22 protein-coding genes are annotated in these 17,578 nt (G+C 60.0%); 7 read left to right on the forward strand and 15 right to left on the reverse strand.

The features are described 5' to 3' along the window. Positions 1–87 precede the first annotated feature (87 nt). Both AC0Z8Z_RS03990 and AC0Z8Z_RS03995 read left to right on the forward strand, forming a co-directional pair. Positions 88–429 carry a hypothetical protein gene (locus tag AC0Z8Z_RS03990; protein WP_485617977.1) on the forward strand — a complete coding sequence of 114 codons (342 nt, stop codon included), beginning with the start codon at positions 88–90 and terminating at the stop codon, positions 427–429. A 297-nt stretch (positions 430–726) separates the two neighbouring features. After that, entirely contained in the window at positions 727–939 is a 213-nt protein-coding gene (locus AC0Z8Z_RS03995; RefSeq protein WP_065991529.1) for a cold-shock protein, read from the forward strand. A gap of 71 nt (positions 940–1,010) precedes the next feature. Here the strand turns inward: AC0Z8Z_RS03995 and AC0Z8Z_RS04000 are convergent, their stop codons facing one another. The 11 genes from AC0Z8Z_RS04000 to AC0Z8Z_RS04050 form a co-directional block, all read right to left on the reverse strand. Further along, the gene (locus AC0Z8Z_RS04000) at positions 1,011–1,349 is read right to left on the reverse strand and encodes an I78 family peptidase inhibitor (RefSeq protein ID WP_485617978.1); all 339 of its coding nucleotides are present in this window, start codon (positions 1,347–1,349) and stop codon (positions 1,011–1,013) included. 207 nt (positions 1,350–1,556) lie between these two features. Further along, entirely contained in the window at positions 1,557–1,862 is a 306-nt protein-coding gene (locus tag AC0Z8Z_RS04005) for a hypothetical protein (RefSeq protein WP_172611730.1), read from the reverse strand. Between the two features lie 63 nt (positions 1,863–1,925). After that, a complete protein-coding gene (locus AC0Z8Z_RS04010; protein ID WP_172611729.1) occupies positions 1,926–2,954 on the reverse strand; it encodes a nucleoside hydrolase in 1,029 nt (342 codons plus the stop codon). A gap of 42 nt (positions 2,955–2,996) precedes the next feature. Next, positions 2,997–3,401 (reverse strand): D-ribose pyranase, encoded by a 405-nt coding sequence (gene rbsD, locus AC0Z8Z_RS04015; protein ID WP_172611728.1) that lies wholly within the window; start codon positions 3,399–3,401, stop codon positions 2,997–2,999. Then, complete coding sequence (rbsK, locus tag AC0Z8Z_RS04020) at positions 3,398–4,342, reverse strand: ribokinase (protein WP_485617980.1); 945 nt, start codon at positions 4,340–4,342, stop codon at positions 3,398–3,400. Before rbsK ends, rbsD begins: the two co-directional genes overlap by 4 nt. A gap of 47 nt (positions 4,343–4,389) precedes the next feature. After that, positions 4,390–5,412, reverse strand: a complete 1,023-nt coding sequence (locus AC0Z8Z_RS04025) for a LacI family DNA-binding transcriptional regulator (protein WP_485617982.1) — start codon at positions 5,410–5,412, stop codon at positions 4,390–4,392. Position 5,413: 1 nt separating this feature from the next. Beyond that, positions 5,414–6,409 carry an ABC transporter permease gene (locus AC0Z8Z_RS04030; protein WP_122538241.1) on the reverse strand — a complete coding sequence of 332 codons (996 nt, stop codon included), beginning with the start codon at positions 6,407–6,409 and terminating at the stop codon, positions 5,414–5,416. After that, positions 6,409–7,959 carry a sugar ABC transporter ATP-binding protein gene (locus AC0Z8Z_RS04035; protein ID WP_485617983.1) on the reverse strand — a complete coding sequence of 517 codons (1,551 nt, stop codon included), beginning with the start codon at positions 7,957–7,959 and terminating at the stop codon, positions 6,409–6,411. The genes AC0Z8Z_RS04030 and AC0Z8Z_RS04035 overlap by 1 nt, the downstream gene beginning before the upstream one ends. A gap of 91 nt (positions 7,960–8,050) precedes the next feature. Continuing rightward, positions 8,051–9,010, reverse strand: coding sequence for a substrate-binding domain-containing protein (locus tag AC0Z8Z_RS04040; RefSeq protein WP_485617984.1), 960 nt, complete (start codon positions 9,008–9,010; stop codon positions 8,051–8,053). A 243-nt stretch (positions 9,011–9,253) separates the two neighbouring features. Then, a complete protein-coding gene (locus tag AC0Z8Z_RS04045; protein WP_485617985.1) occupies positions 9,254–9,517 on the reverse strand; it encodes a DUF1652 domain-containing protein in 264 nt (87 codons plus the stop codon). 19 nt (positions 9,518–9,536) lie between these two features. Beyond that, a complete protein-coding gene (locus tag AC0Z8Z_RS04050) occupies positions 9,537–9,773 on the reverse strand; it encodes a hypothetical protein (RefSeq protein ID WP_485617986.1) in 237 nt (78 codons plus the stop codon). A 116-nt stretch (positions 9,774–9,889) separates the two neighbouring features. Here AC0Z8Z_RS04050 and AC0Z8Z_RS04055 point away from each other — a divergent pair, with 116 nt between their 5' ends. Then, a complete protein-coding gene (locus AC0Z8Z_RS04055; protein WP_485617987.1) occupies positions 9,890–10,561 on the forward strand; it encodes a lipopolysaccharide kinase InaA family protein in 672 nt (223 codons plus the stop codon). A 54-nt stretch (positions 10,562–10,615) separates the two neighbouring features. Here the strand turns inward: AC0Z8Z_RS04055 and AC0Z8Z_RS04060 are convergent, their stop codons facing one another. Next, positions 10,616–13,237 carry a PAS domain-containing protein gene (locus AC0Z8Z_RS04060; RefSeq protein WP_485617988.1) on the reverse strand — a complete coding sequence of 874 codons (2,622 nt, stop codon included), beginning with the start codon at positions 13,235–13,237 and terminating at the stop codon, positions 10,616–10,618. A gap of 138 nt (positions 13,238–13,375) precedes the next feature. Further along, positions 13,376–13,600, reverse strand: a complete 225-nt coding sequence (locus AC0Z8Z_RS04065; protein ID WP_037010898.1) for a YgdI/YgdR family lipoprotein — start codon at positions 13,598–13,600, stop codon at positions 13,376–13,378. 267 nt (positions 13,601–13,867) lie between these two features. On the opposite strand from AC0Z8Z_RS04065, the gene AC0Z8Z_RS04070 reads away from it, so the two are divergent. The 4 genes from AC0Z8Z_RS04070 to AC0Z8Z_RS04085 all read left to right on the forward strand — a co-directional run bounded on the left by AC0Z8Z_RS04070 (position 13,868) and on the right by AC0Z8Z_RS04085 (position 16,259). Beyond that, entirely contained in the window at positions 13,868–14,068 is a 201-nt protein-coding gene (locus tag AC0Z8Z_RS04070; protein ID WP_074887522.1) for a DUF1654 domain-containing protein, read from the forward strand. A gap of 46 nt (positions 14,069–14,114) precedes the next feature. Then, a complete protein-coding gene (locus tag AC0Z8Z_RS04075; RefSeq protein ID WP_485617989.1) occupies positions 14,115–15,191 on the forward strand; it encodes an endonuclease/exonuclease/phosphatase family protein in 1,077 nt (358 codons plus the stop codon). A 490-nt stretch (positions 15,192–15,681) separates the two neighbouring features. Continuing rightward, complete coding sequence (locus AC0Z8Z_RS04080) at positions 15,682–15,906, forward strand: DUF6555 family protein (RefSeq protein WP_172611719.1); 225 nt, start codon at positions 15,682–15,684, stop codon at positions 15,904–15,906. A gap of 83 nt (positions 15,907–15,989) precedes the next feature. Next, positions 15,990–16,259 (forward strand): hypothetical protein, encoded by a 270-nt coding sequence (locus tag AC0Z8Z_RS04085; protein ID WP_485617990.1) that lies wholly within the window; start codon positions 15,990–15,992, stop codon positions 16,257–16,259. Between the two features lie 229 nt (positions 16,260–16,488). On the opposite strand, the gene map is transcribed toward AC0Z8Z_RS04085, so the two are convergent. Together map and AC0Z8Z_RS04095 are read right to left on the reverse strand one after the other, a co-directional pair. After that, positions 16,489–17,274, reverse strand: a complete 786-nt coding sequence (gene map, locus AC0Z8Z_RS04090) for a type I methionyl aminopeptidase (RefSeq protein WP_485617991.1) — start codon at positions 17,272–17,274, stop codon at positions 16,489–16,491. Beyond that, positions 17,271–17,525 (reverse strand): ParD-like family protein, encoded by a 255-nt coding sequence (locus tag AC0Z8Z_RS04095; protein WP_485617992.1) that lies wholly within the window; start codon positions 17,523–17,525, stop codon positions 17,271–17,273. Before AC0Z8Z_RS04095 ends, map begins: the two co-directional genes overlap by 4 nt. Positions 17,526–17,578: the final 53 nt, after the last annotated feature.

The raw sequence follows: 17,578 nt of genomic DNA on the forward strand, positions 1-17,578 counted from the left end.
TGAACCAAGCCGCAGCAGCGCCACGGAACTGGTGCGCTTCAAGGACCTCAGATTATCCGTAGTACATGTTCAAGGCCTGACACCTCGATGGCCACCGACAAAAAGGAAATCACCATGAAGCTTCTACGCGTTGCCGCCCTTCTCGCCCCGCTGGCCCTGACACTGCCGCTCAGCGCTCATGCCGCGATGGATGCGAAAACCAAGACCAGCTACATGAACGAATGCACCACCGCAGCCACCCAGAGCAATCCATCGATGGACGCCAGTGCAGTCAAGGCGCACTGCGAGTGCGGCGCTCAACAGATCAACAAGAACTTCTCCGACAAGGAGATTGCGTCGCTGAATGACAAAACGACGCCTCCCAGTGCCGATATGACCTCTCGCCTACAGGCTGCGGTGAGCAAAAATTGCCTGAACGGCAAAAAATAAAAAATTTACATTTCCTTGATGCCCCACACCGGGATGTAAAGAAACGGGTCAAGGCTGACACGCTGAAGGGCACGAATTCTGCGGGTTTCAGGCATACCGGAAAGGTTTGACGATGCACCCGTTGATGACGGAAAAAAGGCCTCTGGAGTGCCTTTGGGGCGTTATATCGAGGATGCTGACGCAAAGTTCTAATCGAAAAAGTCCAGCATTCACACAATTCGACTATGATAGCGCTCGTGTGCCCAGTTGGCCTGAGCAACACAGCACTACTGAAAATTATGTTCCTGGAGATACACCATGTCTAATCGCCAATCCGGCACCGTAAAATGGTTCAACGATGAAAAAGGCTTCGGCTTCATCACCCCACAGGGTGGCGGCGACGACCTTTTTGTACATTTCAAAGCCATTGAATCCGACGGTTTCAAGAGCTTGAAAGAAGGCCAGACTGTTTCCTTCGTGGCTGAGAAAGGCCAAAAGGGCATGCAAGCTGCTCAGGTTCGCGCGGAGTAATCCCAGCGATCTGAAAAAACCCCGTCACTGACGGGGTTTTTTTATGCCTGCAATTTCGTGGTGCGCCGGCGTTAACCGCAATTGACGCGGTTCACCTTCCCTGAATCGTCAGTGTTCAGATTCAGACGATCCGAGCGGTATTCCAGTGTGACGATGTCATGGGGCCCGAGCACTCTGGCGGTCTGCGCGCCGGCCTTGGCCTTCGCCTGATCCAGCAATGCCGCTGACGCCGGCTTGCCGACAGCGAACTGCACCGCTGCCGCGTCACAACGGGCATAACCACCAGCGGAACTGGCCGGGGAACTGGCGACGCTCTCCTCAGGCTGGCTCGTAGACTCCGACGTGCTGCTGCAACCGGCCAGAAGCGCTGCGGCGAGCACCAGACCTAATGATGCGTATTTCCAGGGCATACAACCTCCTAACGTTTAACTAAAGCAGAACCTCTGCGACAGCGGTCGAGCAGCTTCGTTTCGCCATGGGTAAACCAGGGCGAGCAAACCTCCCCTGTCGAGGACAGCGCAGGAGTCTGCCCCAAGCGTCACTCGCCCGGCGCATTCAATCGTGACAAAACGTTTAAAAAAGCGCCCGCAGGGCCCATTGAGCGGGATGGGCGCGGCTCAGTAGACGTCCACGTAATCCGTGGTGGGGTTGGCCCAGTTGTCGCGAAGGGCATTGTAGATCTGCGTCACCCATACGGCATCGCTGGCCGCCACCGGGCCCACGCAACCGGAACCGGCCGCCCAAGTCTCCAGACGGAACAGCAGTCCCCCAATGTCCACGCCGCCCACCGCGTCGCTGGAAATCCACGCGCGACCGTCGCGGCTGACGCGCAACTGGTTATGCACGCCATCCTGCGCAGCAGCGATCATTTGCCGGACGGCGTCGAGGGTGAGGGAATCGGGATTATTGAGATCGATAGACACGGTTTTGCACCTTGATTGCTCTGCGCCGAGCATCGGGATGCCACACGGCGCAGCACGGCGGATTTACTTCAAAAGACCCAGGCGCTGAGTCAACAAATCAAAAAAGCCCTGGGCATCACCGTTTTCCACCCAGAACACATTTTTGTTCTGAGCAAGGGTGTCGTACCAGTCGGCGATGGTCTGGCCGTGGGTCACCCCCTCACGGTTATCGATCACCAGATTGACCTGCCTGCCGCTGAACAGCTCCGGCTTGATCAGCCAGGCAATCACGCTCGCATCATGCACCGGCCCGCCGGGCAGGCCGTAATGGACCATGTCAGCCTTGACGTACTCGTTGAGGATACCGCTGACCAGCTTGCCGGCCTGATTGTTCAAGCCATCGATCTGCTTGATACGCGCTTCGCTGGTGAGGATCTTGTGGGTGACGTCCAGCGGCACGTAGGTCAGCTTCACACCGCTGGCCAGGACAACCTTCGCCGCGTCGGGGTCGGCGTAGATATTGAATTCGGCCACCGGGGTGATGTTGCCACCGTTGAAGTGGGCGCCGCCCATGACCACGACTTCCTTGATGCCCTGGGTGATTTCCGGCGCCTGAATCAGCGCGAGCGCCAGGTTGGTCTGCGGCCCGAGCATGGCGATGGTGATGCTGTGGGGCGCAGCTTTCTTCAGGGTATCGACCAGGTACTGCACGGCATTGCCTTCAGCCAACGGCTTCTTCGGCTCATGCACTTCCACGCCCGGCAGTCCTTCCTTGCCGTGAATGTTTTCGGCGTAGATCGGCGTGCGCACCAGCGGTTTGCCCGCACCGGCGTACACCGGCACTTCTTCGCGGCCGGCCCATTCCCGAGCCAGCCGGGCATTGCGGGAGGTCTTGTCGATGCGCACGTTGCCCGCCACGGTGGTGATCGCCATGACGTTGAGTTCTTGCGGCGACGCCAGCGCCAGGAGCAGTGCGACGACGTCGTCGGCGCCCGGGTCGGTGTCGATGATCACGTCGCGCTTCTCGGCGGCATGCACGGACGTGGCGGATAACATGGCCAACAGCGCGGCACTCCTGATCAGTCCGGTGAAAAAATGTCGGGTTGTGTTCATGGGAACTCCTTGTTCCTGACGGCTAGAGATGAAAAAACGGCGTTAAAAAACCACGCCCGCCACCAACGCGATGTTGGTGTATGGCTGGCATTCGCCGGTGCGGATGATAGCCCGAGCACCACGGCTGAGCTGTTTCAATGCGTCATGACTCACCAGGCGTTGCTCACCGAGGCCGCCCGAGGCATGCAAGCTCGAAACGGTGGCCAACGCTGGCGGTTGTTTCGACAGCATCTCTTCGGCGAGGACATGGCTCTCGACCTGCATTTCAGTCAGCACCACATTCAGCACACTGAGGAAATCGGGCACACCGTGGGTCAGGGCCAGATCGATCAGCTCAACGCCGGCCGGCACGGGCATGCCCGCATCGACGATCATCAGGATGTCACCGTGCCCGAGGGACGCGATGGCGCGGGACAAGGCGATGTTAAGCAGCGGTGTTTTTTTCATGATTGATGCCCCTGTGCGGCGGAGTGTGCCGCGGAGGCCTGAACCTCGGCGAACGTCGGAATGGAAGGCTGGGCGCCGGAACGGGTAACCGAGAGCGCCGCTGCAACCTGACCGAAGCGAATGGCGTCCGACTCGGACTTGCCATCGGCCAGCGCCGCCGCGAAGCCGCCGACAAAGGTATCGCCTGCCGCCGTGGTGTCAACGGGCTGTACTTTGGGTGCCGGGAAGTGCTCGGAGCGCGACGCGCTGGCGAACAAGGCGCCCTGCTCGCCCAGCGTGACGATCACCTTGCTGACGCCGGCTTTCAGCAATGCTGATGCAGCGGCGTCCGCGCTGGCGGTGCTGTCGACGGGAAGACCGGTCAGCGCGGTGGCCTCGCTTTCATTCGGGATCAGGTAATCGACCCAGGCGAACCACTCGGCCGGCAGCGGGCCACTGGCCGGCGCCGGGTTGAGGATGACGGTCTTGCCCAGTTCGTGGCCGCGCTTGAGCACGTGGCCGACGGTGTCGAGCGGCACTTCGAGCTGGCAGATGATGACGTCGGCACCGGACAGCAACGCATCGAAGCTGTCCACGACGGACGCGGTGACGTGGCCGTTGCCGCCGGCCACGATCACGATAGCGTTCTGGCTGCTGTCATCGACGACGATCAGCGCAACGCCGGTGGACTCGCCGGAGACCGGGGTCACTGCCTGGCAATCGATGCCTTCGGCCAGCAGCGCGGTGCGAAGTTGTTCGCCGTAGGCATCATCGCCGACGCAACCGATCATGGCGACACTGGCGCCCAGTCGCGCCGCCGCCACCGCCTGATTGGCGCCCTTGCCGCCCGGCACGGTGACGAACGACTGCCCGGCCAGTGTTTCTCCGGCCCGGGGCAAACGCGGCGCGCGCGTCACCAGGTCCATGTTCAGGCTGCCCACTATCACTACTTTTGCTTGCATGACGTCTACTCTTCAGAACACTTTTCAGACCGGGCGGAGCGCTCGGCTTAACGAAATTCGGTAAATACCTGGGGTGGAGGCGCTGTGGATTCGCGCAGCACAATACTCGGCGCAACAACCAGGTGTTCGACAGCGGTTTCGCCCCGCGCCGAGATCCGCCGCAGCAGCATCTCGGCAGCGCGCTCGCCCAGTTGCAGAATGGATTGGCCGACGGTGGTCAGGGCCGGGTAAACGTACTGGCTCATCTGGATGTCGTCGAAGCCAATGACCGACAGATCGGCCGGGACCCGCACGTTACGCTCGGCGGCGGCGCGCAACACGCCGATGCCGACCATGTCGTTGGCCGCGAAAATGGCGGTCGGCGGATCCCGTTCCAGCAGTTTCACCGCAGCAAGATAGCCACTGGGGCCGGTGAAATCGCTTTCTACCACCCAGCTTTCCGGCACGTCGACCGAAGCTTCCTGCATCGCCCGGTGATACCCCGCCAGACGCATCTTCGCCACGCTGGTCTGGGCCGGGCCGCAGATACAGGCGATGTGCCGGTGGCCGAGGGACAGCAAATGCGACGTCGCCAGGTACGCGCCCAGCTCGTGGTCGATGCGCACCAGATCAGCCGTCACGCCGTCCAGGTCCCGGTCGACGATGACCAAAGGCGTGCGAACTGCGGATAAGCCCTCGACGAGGCTGTCACCGCCGCCGACCGACGAGACGATCAGGCCGTCGACGCGTTTTTCCAGAAGCACGCGCAGGTAGCTGCGCTGCTTGTCGGGGTTGTCGTCGGAATTGCAGAGGATCACGCAGAAGCCGTTGCGCTCGCAGTAATCCTCGATTCCCCGGGCCAGTTCGGCGAAGTACGGGTTGATGCCGTTGGGGATCAACAGGCCGATGGTCGCCGTGGCCTTGGCCTTGAGCGACCGCGCAACGGCGCTGGGCACGTAATCCAGCTGCACGATGGCGGCTTCGACCTTCTTGCGCACCTCTTCACTGACCGGTCGGGTGCGGTTAAGGACATGGGACACCGTGGTGTAGGAAATCCCGGCAATCGCCGCTACATCCTTGATGGTTGCCATGTCAGCCGCGCCGCCGCGCGCGGTTGCTGCGGTAAGTATCGAGGACCACCGCGACAACGATCACGGCGCCGGTAATGATGCGTTTGGTTGGCTCAGTCGCGCCGATCTGCGCCAGCCCTGCCGCCAGCACCGAAATGATCAGTACGCCGAAGAAGGTGCTGATCACCGAACCGCGCCCGCCCATCAGACTGGTGCCGCCAATAACCACTGCTGCAATCACTTGCAGCTCAAGGCCGGAACCGGCATTGGGGTCAGCGGCTTCCAGGCGTGATATCTGGAACAGCGCGGCAACACCCGCCAGCAGGCCCATCAGCGAGAACACCAGGATCTTGTACGGCTTTGGGTTGATGCCCGCCAGACGCACGGCTTCCTCGTTGGTGCCGATGCCGATCAGGTAGCGGCCGAACACGGTGCGGGTCAGCACGGCCTGGGCGGCGAAGATGACGATCAGGGCAATGACGAACGACGGCGAAATACCGAATGCAAAAGGATTGGACAGCCACGCAAAGGAGTCACCGATGTACGCGGTGCGCGAGTCGGTCAGTTGGTACGCCACGCCGCGCGCCATTTCCAGCACGCCGAGGGAAACGATAAACGAAGGAATGCGCCACGCCACGGTGATCGAGCCGGTCAGCGTACCGGCCGCCGTTGCACAGGCAATGCCCAGCAACGCCGACGGAAACACGCCCCAGCCCCAGCCGAGCATGGCCACACTGACCGCCGAAGCAGCCAGCGCGAGCACCGAACCCACCGACAGGTCAATGCCGCCGATGATGAGGATGAAGGTCATACCGACCGCCAGCACCATCAGGTCGGGAATCTGGTTGGCCAGCGTGCTGAAGGTTTCGTACGACAGGAAATGATCGCTGAGCAACGAGAACAACACGATCATCGCCAGCAGTGCGCCTGCCAGCCCGAGGTAGGTGCCCAGGCCGAAGTAGTTGCCGCTGCGCTTGCCCGGAGACGGCAGCGCGGCAGGAGAAGTAGAAGTTTTCATCAGTCGATCCTGGGCGCGGCTTCAGACAGCAGCGCGTCACGTTTTTGATAGCCCGCGAAGGCAGCGGCAAGCAGTTCGTCCTGGGTCCAGGTGTCGCGCTCGAAGGTGTCGATCAGGCGCCCGGCAGACAGCACGCCGATGCGGTCGCAGATCAGCATCAGCTCGCGCAAATCACTGGAGACCACCACCAGCGCCCTGCCCTGACGGGTCAGTTCACCCAGCAGCGCGTAGATGTCGAACTTGGCGCCGACGTCGATGCCGCGGGTGGGCTCGTCGAACAACATCACCTGGCATTCGCGCTCCAGCCAGCGGCCGATCACAACCTTCTGCTGATTGCCGCCCGACAGTTCCGACACCAGTTGCGTCGGGCTCGAACTGCGAATGCGCATGGCGCCTACCTGACGCTGAGCCAAAGCGATCTCCGAATTGCCGTTGACCACGCCGGCACTGGAAATGGCCTCCATGTTGCCCAGCGCTATGTTGGCGCTGATCGATTGCGACAGCAGCAACCCCTCGCCCTTGCGGTCTTCGGTGATCAAGGCGATGCCATGACCCACGGCGTCCACCGGCGATTTGATCTGCACGCTGCGCAGCGGGCTGCCGACTTCGATGCTGCCGCTGTCGGCCACGTCCGCGCCGTAGATCAGCCGCAGCAGCTCAGTACGCCCGGCACCGATCAGCCCGGAAATCCCGAAGATTTCACCGGCCCGGACATCGAAGGAAACATCGCGGACCTTGTCGGCGCGATTCAGGCCTTTGACCGACAGCGCCACTGCGCCAATCTTGCGCTCGCCCAAATCGATCTTCTCGCCCAGCTCACGGCCAACCATCAACGTGACCAGTTGCTCGCTGTTGTAATTGGCCATGAAGTCGACGCAGACCAGCTTGCCGTCCCGCAGCACGGCGATGCGCTGGGCAACGCGGGCCAGCTCTTCCAGCCGGTGGGAGATGTAGATGATGGAAACGCCACGGTCCTGAAGACGGGTGATCTGCTCAAAGAGCATTTCCACCTCACGCGCCGTCAGCATCGCCGTCGGCTCGTCGAGGATCAGCACGTGACAGTCGCCGATAAGGTTGCGAGCGATTTCGACCATCTGCTGATGGCCGATGCCCAGTTCGCTGACCAGCGTGTCCGGGTCAATGGCCTCAAGGCCGACTTGCGCCATGGCCTTAATCGCATCCTCGCGCAGCTTGCGACGATTGATGAAACCGGCGCGGCTGGGCAGGTTATCGAGAAACAGGTTTTCCGCCACCGACAGCGTCGGCAGGAGATTGAGTTCTTGCATGACCATGCGCACGCCGAGCTTTTCGGCCTGGGTGCGACTGGCAGGCTGGTAGGGTTGCCCCTGAAATTGCATCTGTCCGGTGGTCGGCGTGACCAGCCCGCCGATGATTTTCGACAGCGTGCTTTTGCCCGCGCCGTTTTCCCCGGTCAAGGCCAGCACTTCCCCGCGCATGAGCGTCAGGTCGATGTCACCGAGTACGGGTTGGGCGTAGGTTTTGCCAATACCACTGACAGATAGAACAGCGGCCTGAGCAGACGCTGACATAACGATCTCCACGCACCTGCCCTCACGGGCAGGCGGTACATATTTGGAAAACTGCGGGTTTGGAATGAGTTGGCTGAGAAACCAGGCCGGCTTATTGCGGCTTGGTCACCAGCTCGACCGGGGTTTCGATCACGCCGTTGGTGATCTCGAGCTTCTCGCCCCTGACCATTTTCAGGGCGGTGTCGATACCGAACACGGCCTGACGCGCCGCGAACTGGTCGGCGGTGGCCAGAATGCGGCCGTCTTTGAGCATCGGCTTGATGGCGTTGATGTTGTCGTAGCCGACGACCTGAACCTTGCCCGCCTTGCCTGCCGCACGCACTGCCGAGACCGCGCCGAGCGCCATGCTGTCGTTACCGGCCAGCAGCGCTTTCAGGTTCGGGTACTCGTTGAGCATGGCGGACGCCACCGCATTGCCCTTGTCGATTTCCCAGTTACCGGACTGCGTGGAAACGATCTTCATCTGCGCAGCGTCCATCGCGTCCTTGAAGCCCGCGGTGCGTTGCTGCGCGTTGGTGGTGGTCGGCACGCCTTCGATGATGCCGACTTCAGCACCCGCCGTCAGCTGCTTGGCCAGGTAGTCGCCCACCAGCTTGGCGCCCTTGCGGTTGTTCGGGCCTACGAAAGGCACTTCCATGCCCTTGCTTTTCAGCACCTCGGCGTCAAGCTGGTTGTCGATGTTGACGACTTTGATGCCCGCGTCCATGGCCTTTTTCAGGACCGACGCCAAGGCCTTGGAATCGGCCGGGGCGATGACCAGCGCGTCGACTTTCTTGACGATCATCTGGTTGACGATGTCGATCTGCGCGGCGGTGTCGGATTCGTTCTTGATGCCGTTGGAAATCAGGTCAAAATCAGCGGAATGCTCTTTTTGATACACCTTGGCGCCGTCTTCCATGGTCAGGAAGAATTCATTGGCCAAGGATTTCATCACCAGCGCAACGGTCGGCTTTTTCGCGTCGTCGGCAAAGGCAGATGAAAGAGGCAGGGATGCAGCAGAAGCGGTAAGCATGGCAACAGCAAGAAGACGTGCAGCGAATGGCAGCTTCATGGATCACTCCGACATTATGATTGTTGTTATCGGCAGCGTTTACGCGTCAAGGACAGCTCGACGGAATCGCAAACGTTTGCGTGACCGAAACTATGGGAAGCGCCGGGGCGTTTGTCAACTCAGTAAAGCAGGAATTTTAGAGCGGGCCATGTATCGCCCTGCTCCTCCGATTGCCGTCGCAACGCGCATGGCCTGCGCCCTGAATCGGAGGATAGAAAGGAAGGGTGAATCATGCAGCTAAGCTTAAGCACGCTCTTGGTAAGCGGTCGAACGGCGGCCGGCAGCATGCTTTTCCAGACCGTGTTTAAGCGTTCCAATCAGATTGGCGATAGCCCGACTGGAATTGAGCGAGCTGACCGGAATACCCGCAGCAAGCAGATCTGCGTGGCCCCTCTCGCGATCGAATATCTGCACCATTAATTGATCGTTGGCATCGATGGTGCACTTGCACTTGGCAGGCAGGAAGCCTGATTCGACGATATGGCAGAGTTCAAGTGTGGAGATCATGGCAAATTTCCTTATTTAGTTATGCACGGTGGATGTCGACCGGTGCCAGCAATTCCACGAGTTTGTCATTAATGGGACGAACGGACATGACGCAGATCACCGGGTACGCGTCCCCTGAATTCTCAAGAGGATTCCTTTCGCGACAACGCGCCGCTGAACGCTGCGGTTTCAGCCGGTTGGATGGCGTAAATAGCACGGGTTTGACGGCATCATGCAGGAAACAAATCAGTAAGCTGAGCGGCTCGGAAATGGCCATTAGCCAATATCCTTGCGCGGCAGTGAACTTATCACGCGCGGGACGGCCAGAGGGGCTCGCACTGCAACATGGCAGTCGCTGCACAAGCAAGCTTTCTACAGTATTTGGAGCGCAAGATGGGTCGGGGCAACAACGAGTTTGAGTTCTGGTGGGGCACGTCAGGCCCGTGGGTCGAGCCGCCGAATGTGCGCCGCAGCGGGACCAGCGGTGTACAGCGCGTGGTCCACGATGGCAAGACGTTCTACGTCAAACGCCAGACCGGCCATTTGTTTCGCAGTTTGCGCTACCCCACCGGGCGCCCGACTGCCCTGCGTGAAGGCATCGCGCTGACAAAACTTGAAGAGCTCGGCATCAACGCGCCACGCCCTGTGTTTTATGGCGCTCGCAAGGTTGCCGGCGTCTGGCAAGGCGTTCTGGTCACGAAGGATCTGGGTGGCTTCATCGATCTCGACACCTGGTACGCACAGGGCGGCGCCGCCACGCTGAGCACCGAGCAACATCAGCGACTCTTCAAGCGTCTGGCTGAAACGCTGGCGAAAATGCACTTGGGGAAGTGGCAGCACGGCTGCATGCGCTCCAAGCACATTTTCATCAAGGCAACCGTCACTGACACGCGCTTTGACTTCGAACTGGCGCTGCTGGATCTGGAAAAATCCCACGGGCGAATCACCGCGATGGGTGCCGCCCGTCACGACATTCCGCAGCTCAGAAGGCATTCATTCTGGGATGAGTCCCAATGGCAGTACTTTCTGTCGTGCTACGAGCAGGCGATGGGCCGAGCCGTCTAGACGACGCAGCCGCCCTTCATGCCATGGAGCAAGCGGCATGAAGGGCTCAATCCATCAAGAGGCGTGACCGGCCTGCTCCCTGATCAACGCCGGCATGCGCCGATCACTAATGGCCTGCGCCACTTTCGTCGCGATATCGGCGCGGCTGAACGGCTTGGCCAGCATCTCGAAACCGGCAATCTGCTTGGACGATTCGCTGGTGTAACCGGTGACAATCAGCACCGGCAGCGCAGGCAGGACTTCGCGCAGACTCAGGGCGAGCTGCGTGCCGCTTTTCTCCGCCATCAGTTGATCGGTGACAAGTACGTCCGGCCGCAAGCCTGCGCTGACCATCTGTTCGGCAGCAGAGGGCGACGCCGCTTCGGTCACCCGATAGCCCAGGTCACGCAGTTGCAGTGCAACGGTGTAGCGGACCAGTTCTTCGTCATCCACCACCAGCACGTGAAAGGGATGATCCGCGCCAGGCGCCGGGTCTGCATCGACATCGCCGGCTGCCGGTGTCTGTAGATCGGCGCTGGAAATCGGCAGCCAGATGTCGACCCGCGTACCAAGACCCGGCGCCGACTGAATGTCAAATCCGCCCCCGGATTGCAGGGCCAGCCCTTGCACCATCGACAGCCCCAGGCCGGTGCCCTTGCCGACGCCTTTGGTTGAATAGAATGGCTCAACGCAGCGCTGCAATATGTCCTCGCTCATGCCGCTGCCGTTATCCGTTACCGTCAGCCTGACGTAGCAACCTTGCGCCGGCGATGGACCCAGGCCCGCACCGTCGGCGATCACCTCGGAGCAGGCACTGATCTTCAGGTAGCCGCGTTCGGCGATTGCGTCACGCGCATTGACCGCGAGATTGAGCACGCCTAGCTCAAGCTGATGGGGATCGATGAGGATGTTCGGCAATCCTGGCGGGATCTCGACGATGACTTCAATGGTCGGCCCCAGCGAACGCTGGATGAGGTCGCGCATATCGTTGACAAGACTGTCCAGCGCCACGACTTGAGGTTTGAGCGTCTGCCTGCGGGCAAAGGTCAGCAAACGACCTACCAGGATTCGCGCGCGATCCGCCGCTTGCAGCGCAGCGTCGATCAGCCGATGGGAGCGGTCGTTGCTGACCGGCTGGCGCCGCAGCAACTCCAGCGATGTCATGATCGGCGTCAGCAGGTTATTGAAGTCATGGGCGATGCCGCCGCCCAACTGACCGACCATTTCGATCTTGCGCGACTCGTGCAGCAGAGAAATGGCCGCCTCTCGCTCGGCCACTATCGTGGCGACGCGCTGTTCGAGACTCTCGTTGAGTTCGATCAACTGATGTTCGGCGCCAACCCGCGCGGTGATGTCGACGCAAACAAACAGCAAGCCGCTGAGGTGTTGTTGCGCGTCGAGCAGCGGCGTCACGTGGGTCTGCACCCACACGACGGAGCCGTTTGCGAGGACATGGTGCTGGGTCAGTTCAAAGGGCGCTTCGGCGGTCAGGAATGTCTCGTAGAACATCGGCTGCGAATTGGCTGGCAAGTCTTTCTGTAACTCGAGGATCGAACGGCCGGCAATCGCCTGACGTTGCAGCCCCATGATCTCGCAGTAGCGATCATTGACTTGCTGGAAGACGCCTCGGTGATCACACAGCGCAATCCCGGCGCCCGCCTGCTCGAACATTCCGGCAAGTTGCGCGGAGCTGGCGTGTAGCGCCGCTTCGGACCGCATGTGGTTGATCCACTGCCAGCCAAGCTTGGCCGCTTCTTCGATGATATGGATGTCATGGGGGCTGCATACCCGCAGCCCTTCGAACTCGACCGTAAACACCCCGGCCAACGTGTCATGGCGCATCAGCGGGACATGCACAACCAGACTCGCCGTGCCGTCTGGCTGAAGTGCGCTGGCGTACGAGTCGGCCAGACCAGAATCGGCACTTGCCGCCGCTTGCACGGTGGCACCCTGACGCAACGCAGAACAGGTGTCATCGCCGACAGAGATCAGCCCTGATCGAGCCGTCACCTCACCTTGCCGGTATTCACGGCGTAGGCCGAACTCACCGACCTCGTCAGCCTCTGCTATATGGACACGGGCGGCGCCCAGCTCGCCACCGATACGCCGTATGAGGTCCGCTTCGATCTGCTCGGGGTCGTGAATGGACGGAAAAGCCTGGCCCAGCTCAAGCAGCAGCGCCTGACGACGCTCGAAATGAACGCGCTCGGTGGTTTCAGTGACAATGCAAAGCACACCGCCGACGGATCCATCGTTCTGGTGCACCGCAGAATAAGAAACGTCAAAGTAGACGGTCTCACCGTAACCGTGCCGCTCGATATAGAACGCGCGATCTTTGGCAGCAAAGGTTTGCCCGGTTTCCCGTACGCCACGCAGCAGCGGCTCGAGGTCGTCCCATAGCTCGCGCCAATTCTCGATGGCGGGACGGCCGAGGGCGCGGGGATGTTTCTCGCCAATGCTCGGCGCATAGGCGTCGTTATACAGCGCCACGAATTCGGGCCCCCAGAAGAGCACGATCTGCGCCTGCACAGGAAGAATCGTGCCCATCAGGGCTTTTAGACTGTCCGGCCAGTCAGAGGGCAGGCCGAGGGGCGAGCCGTCCAGCAATGAGGACTGAAGCAGATCACCGACCGCACCGCCGTTGGCAAGGAAACGCAGGGGTGCTGCGCTGAACCCGGTGTTGGGTGGGGTATCCATAATTAGGGCCTGACAGGAAATATCGTGAGCTGATAGCCTCGTTTAGAGCGACGTTAATGCGAATATGTTCCACTCAGATTGGCACGACTTTGCATACAGCCGGGCCTGGTGGCCATGCCAGCCGGGCCCTGACGTGGCTCAATCCTCTTCTTTGACGGTGGCTACCTCGTCAGCGCGAACGCGGATGGTTTTGCCGGAGATGTCTTCGAACTCATAAAAGCCGTCTTTGCTCTTGGTCTTTGGCGCATCCTTGGTCACGTACTGGGTACCGTTTTGCAGGGTGACCACGGTGGACGTGGAGCAACCTGCCAACGCTGCACAGCAGGCGAACGCGACCGGCATCAGCAATGATTGAATCTTCATAAAGCCTCCTGATTTGCATGACTCGTGCGCAGTGCGATGAGCGCTGAATCGTCGTGTAGCAGATCAGATCAGCCGGATCGACTTTGGTTCGCGGCCCGAACAATCAGCCGAAAAATCAGCGGCTTGAGTCAATCACGGTTTTTGTCTGATCCGTAGTTGCGAAACGTCTGACACTCAAATACTGTATGCGCATACAGCAAACAGGAGGGTCACTTCGTGTCTGACACTAATGCAGCAACCGCAGCATCGCCAGGACACTACGAGCGCATGGCCGTGCGGGTGCAGAAAATCATCAATTCCCAGAGCGCGCAGAAAGCCCGCGCGGCACTGATTTTTCGGCTGGCGGATGAGCTTGAGGACGACTGGAAACAGTTGCTGGAAGAGATTGACGAGAACGACAACGTGACCCTGGCCTGGCGAGACGACGGCGGTGTGCAGATTTTCTGGACAGTGCCCAAGGAAGACTGACCTGCAAACCGCCCCACCCCCTTGATGAATTACCCAGTTGGAAAACATGCTTAGATTTTGTGTCGCACTGCTTTGGGCTTTTACCTTCCTGCAAACCGCTTCCGCTGACGTCAACATTGGCACCTGGAACCTGGAGCACTTGAGCGTGCGCCCGAACAAGGACTTCCAGGGCATTGCCAAGGTCGCGCAGAAGGTCGATTTTCTCGCCGTTCAGGAACTGATGAGCGAAGACGCGCTGGAGGCGCTGGCCAAGGAGCTGACCCGGCAGACGGGCAAGCACTGGAGTTCGATGGCATCCCACGCCGTCGGCCGCTCTTCCTACAAGGAAATGTACGGATTCGTCTGGCGGGATGACGCCGTTGCCTATGAGGACGGCGCCGTGAGCTACCTCGACCGCAGCGACACCTTCGAGCGCGAGCCCTACTCTGCGCAGTTCCGCTCACTCAAGGACGGCAAGACCTTTGTCGTGGCCACCGTGCACATCCTGTATGGCAAGAACCAGGCGGACCGTTCTTCGGAAATCGTCGCCCTGTCCAATTACTGGACCTGGCTGCAAGAGACCTACCCCGGCAACAACCAGATCATGCTGATGGGTGACTTCAACACCCCGCCCAACTCGCCCGCGTGGGACAAGCTCGACAAAAGCGCCAGGCCGCTGGTACTTGATGGCGCCAGCACGCTGTCGACCAAGGATGGGAAATTCGCCAACCTTTACGACAACATCTTCATCAGCAAGCAGTCGGCGATCCGGGTGAACAAGGTCGAGGTGTTCGATTACCCGAAATTCCTCGGCCTGACCCACGCCAAGGGCCGTGACAGCGTGTCCGACCACGCACCGATTTTTCTCAGCGCCAGCTTGAGCGGCGGCCACGGGGCGGCCAGCGCGTCTGCCATCACCGCGCAGGCCCGGCCCACTGCGAGCAATTCAACGAAGCCCGTTGCGAGTGCCGACGGCAGCGCAGCTAACCTGACGCTGGCGATTCGCGGCAACAAGAAGACCCTGGTTTACCACCGTCCGGACTGCCCTTCGTACAACGCGATCGCCGAGAAAAATCGGGTTGAGTTCAAAAGCCCGGCGGCAGCCGAAGCGCAGCATTACCACTTGGCCGGCAACTGCCATTGATCCGCAGCTGCAGACACGAGTCCACGTTTCCGTCGCCTGGCAGACAGTGGCAGGCGACGGATAGCTGTTAAAAAACGAATGACCGCTTGAGTTATTTACGCACCGGATTGCAGGACCCAGCCCTCGTACAAGCTCCTCCTCAGATGGGTAAATCCAGGCTTCGAGGGGACTCATTTTATTCATTCAACGCTTTTGGATGCATGGCCAATATCCATATCGATATGGCACATGGCCGCCCATCGGCGAGCGATTTTAAACGCTCACAAAGGTGTGTAATTCTCTGGCGGGCCAGCCGCTCCGCAGCCTGTTGGCGGACGTCCCGCCCCGATCAAGAGGCCTTAAGATTCAATGCCATCTGGACTTGGTCAGCCTGTATCGATCTTGAAGTGAAGTGACGGTAACGACGATGCAGTCGACCTCCATGCTGTCAGGTACATGAAGGAAGTACTCACTCAACCGGCGTCATCGCGCCCCCCACAGGCTGAGACAAATGAATGACTATAAGGATTTTGAAATTCATTACTGGTTTCAAGGTGAGTTGCGGCGTTTCAACCACAAGGGAAACCATCTTTGCGAAAGTGACGCGCTGCATTTCGCGACTTTGCACGCAGGGGTGGGCGCAGTCGAGGGCCACATCTGCGCGGGCCCGTTGAAACGCGCGCTGCTCTACGCCGAAGGCCTGGGCGTCACACAGGTGCAATGGAAACGCACCTGATCGAGGAAAACAGCAAACAAACGCGGATTCACGTGGTCGGAATTTACAAGCAGCGCTCATTACACCAGCAAAGCGAGGTAAACATGACCATCGATAACGCACTCAAGCAGGAAGTCCTGACCCGATTGCTGCATGCCCACCCGGCAGGCCTGGGTAAAGAAATTCTGGACAACTACCGAGGGGAGAACGCCGTTGCAGACACCCTTGAGCATTTGCAAGAGGCCGGGTTGATTCATGACGGTTGCGTTAACCGCCCTGCCGACGGCGATCGCACGTTGAAGTACCCCGTAAAACTGAGTTCCTCCGGCGTCGTGGCTGCCAAGCACCTGGAAGCTGAGCCTTCTAAACAGTAAGTTTTGCGCAGGCAACAAAAAAACCGGCCAAGGCCGGTTTTTTCAGGTGTTCGATAAAGTGGTGTTCTCCCCTGGCGCTACCTGCACTGATCATCCTAAGCCTGTCAGGAAGCAGCACCACAGGGGAACGAGAACAAGCCTACAAGCCAAGTCTTGTTTTCGTCACGCCCGCTTTTGTGACTTCATGCGTCCAGACCCTGTCGCCTGGCTTTGCACCCATCGCCTGCGCTCAGACCGCCGGATAATCGCCGGTGCCATCCGGCCATGGGGTCAGCAGCTCGAAGCCGGTCTCGGTCACCACCACCATGTGTTCCCATTGCGCCGACAATGACTGATCCCGGGTGAGCACTGTCCACCCGTCTTCCAGCACATAAGTGCCCGGCTTGCCGGCGTTGATCATCGGTTCGATGGTGAAGACCATGCCGGTTTTGAGTTTCAGTCCCTTGCCTGCTGCACCGTAGTGCAGCACTTGAGGTTCTTCGTGGTATTTGCGACCGATGCCATGCCCGCAGTATTCGCGCACCACGCTGAAGCCTTCGCGGTATGCCACGCTCTGAATGGCATTGCCGATGTCGCCCAACGTCGCACCGGCTTTCACTGCGTGTATCCCTGCCAGCGTGGCCTCGTACGTGGTTTCGACCAGACGCCGGGCGAGCGGGCTGACCTCGCCGACGTAGTACATACGGCTGGTGTCGCCGTACCAGCCATCCTTGATGACCGCGACGTCGATATTGACGATGTCGCCCTCCTTGAGCACGTCATCCGCCGAAGGAATGCCGTGGCAGACGACCGTGTTGGGCGAGATGCAGGTCGTTTTGGTGAACCCGTGGTAACCGACGTTGGCCGGGATCACTTTCAGCTCGTTGACAATGTAGGCGTTGCAAATGTCATCCAGCGCTTCGGTGCTTATGCCTGGCTTGACGTGCTCTGCGATCATCGCCAATACATCTGCGGCCAGACGCCCTGCCACACGCAGGCCGACCAGGTCGGTTTCAGTCTTGATAGTAATGCTCACTGGGACACCGCCTTGGCCGGAGCCAGATCCGGTACGAGGTCGCAGGCCTGAAGGATCAACACGGCGCCGCCGGACGTTTCAGCGCGAATCAGCAGTTGGCAGATCTCGCTGTAATTGAGACCGGGGTAAAGTTCGGCCAGCATGCCCACCCGCATCCAGTGCTCAGCCTGAGCATTGATCGAGCGGCTCAGGGCCGCGCTGGCGCAGCGAATGTTGGCGTGCATCTGTTCGGAAATTTTTACCAGTCCCATAGCGACCTCGCGAAGAATATACGGAGCATATACGTTTCATATATTTTCACGCA

The organism is Pseudomonas sp. 1L-C-7-B-C1 (genome assembly GCF_057291635.1).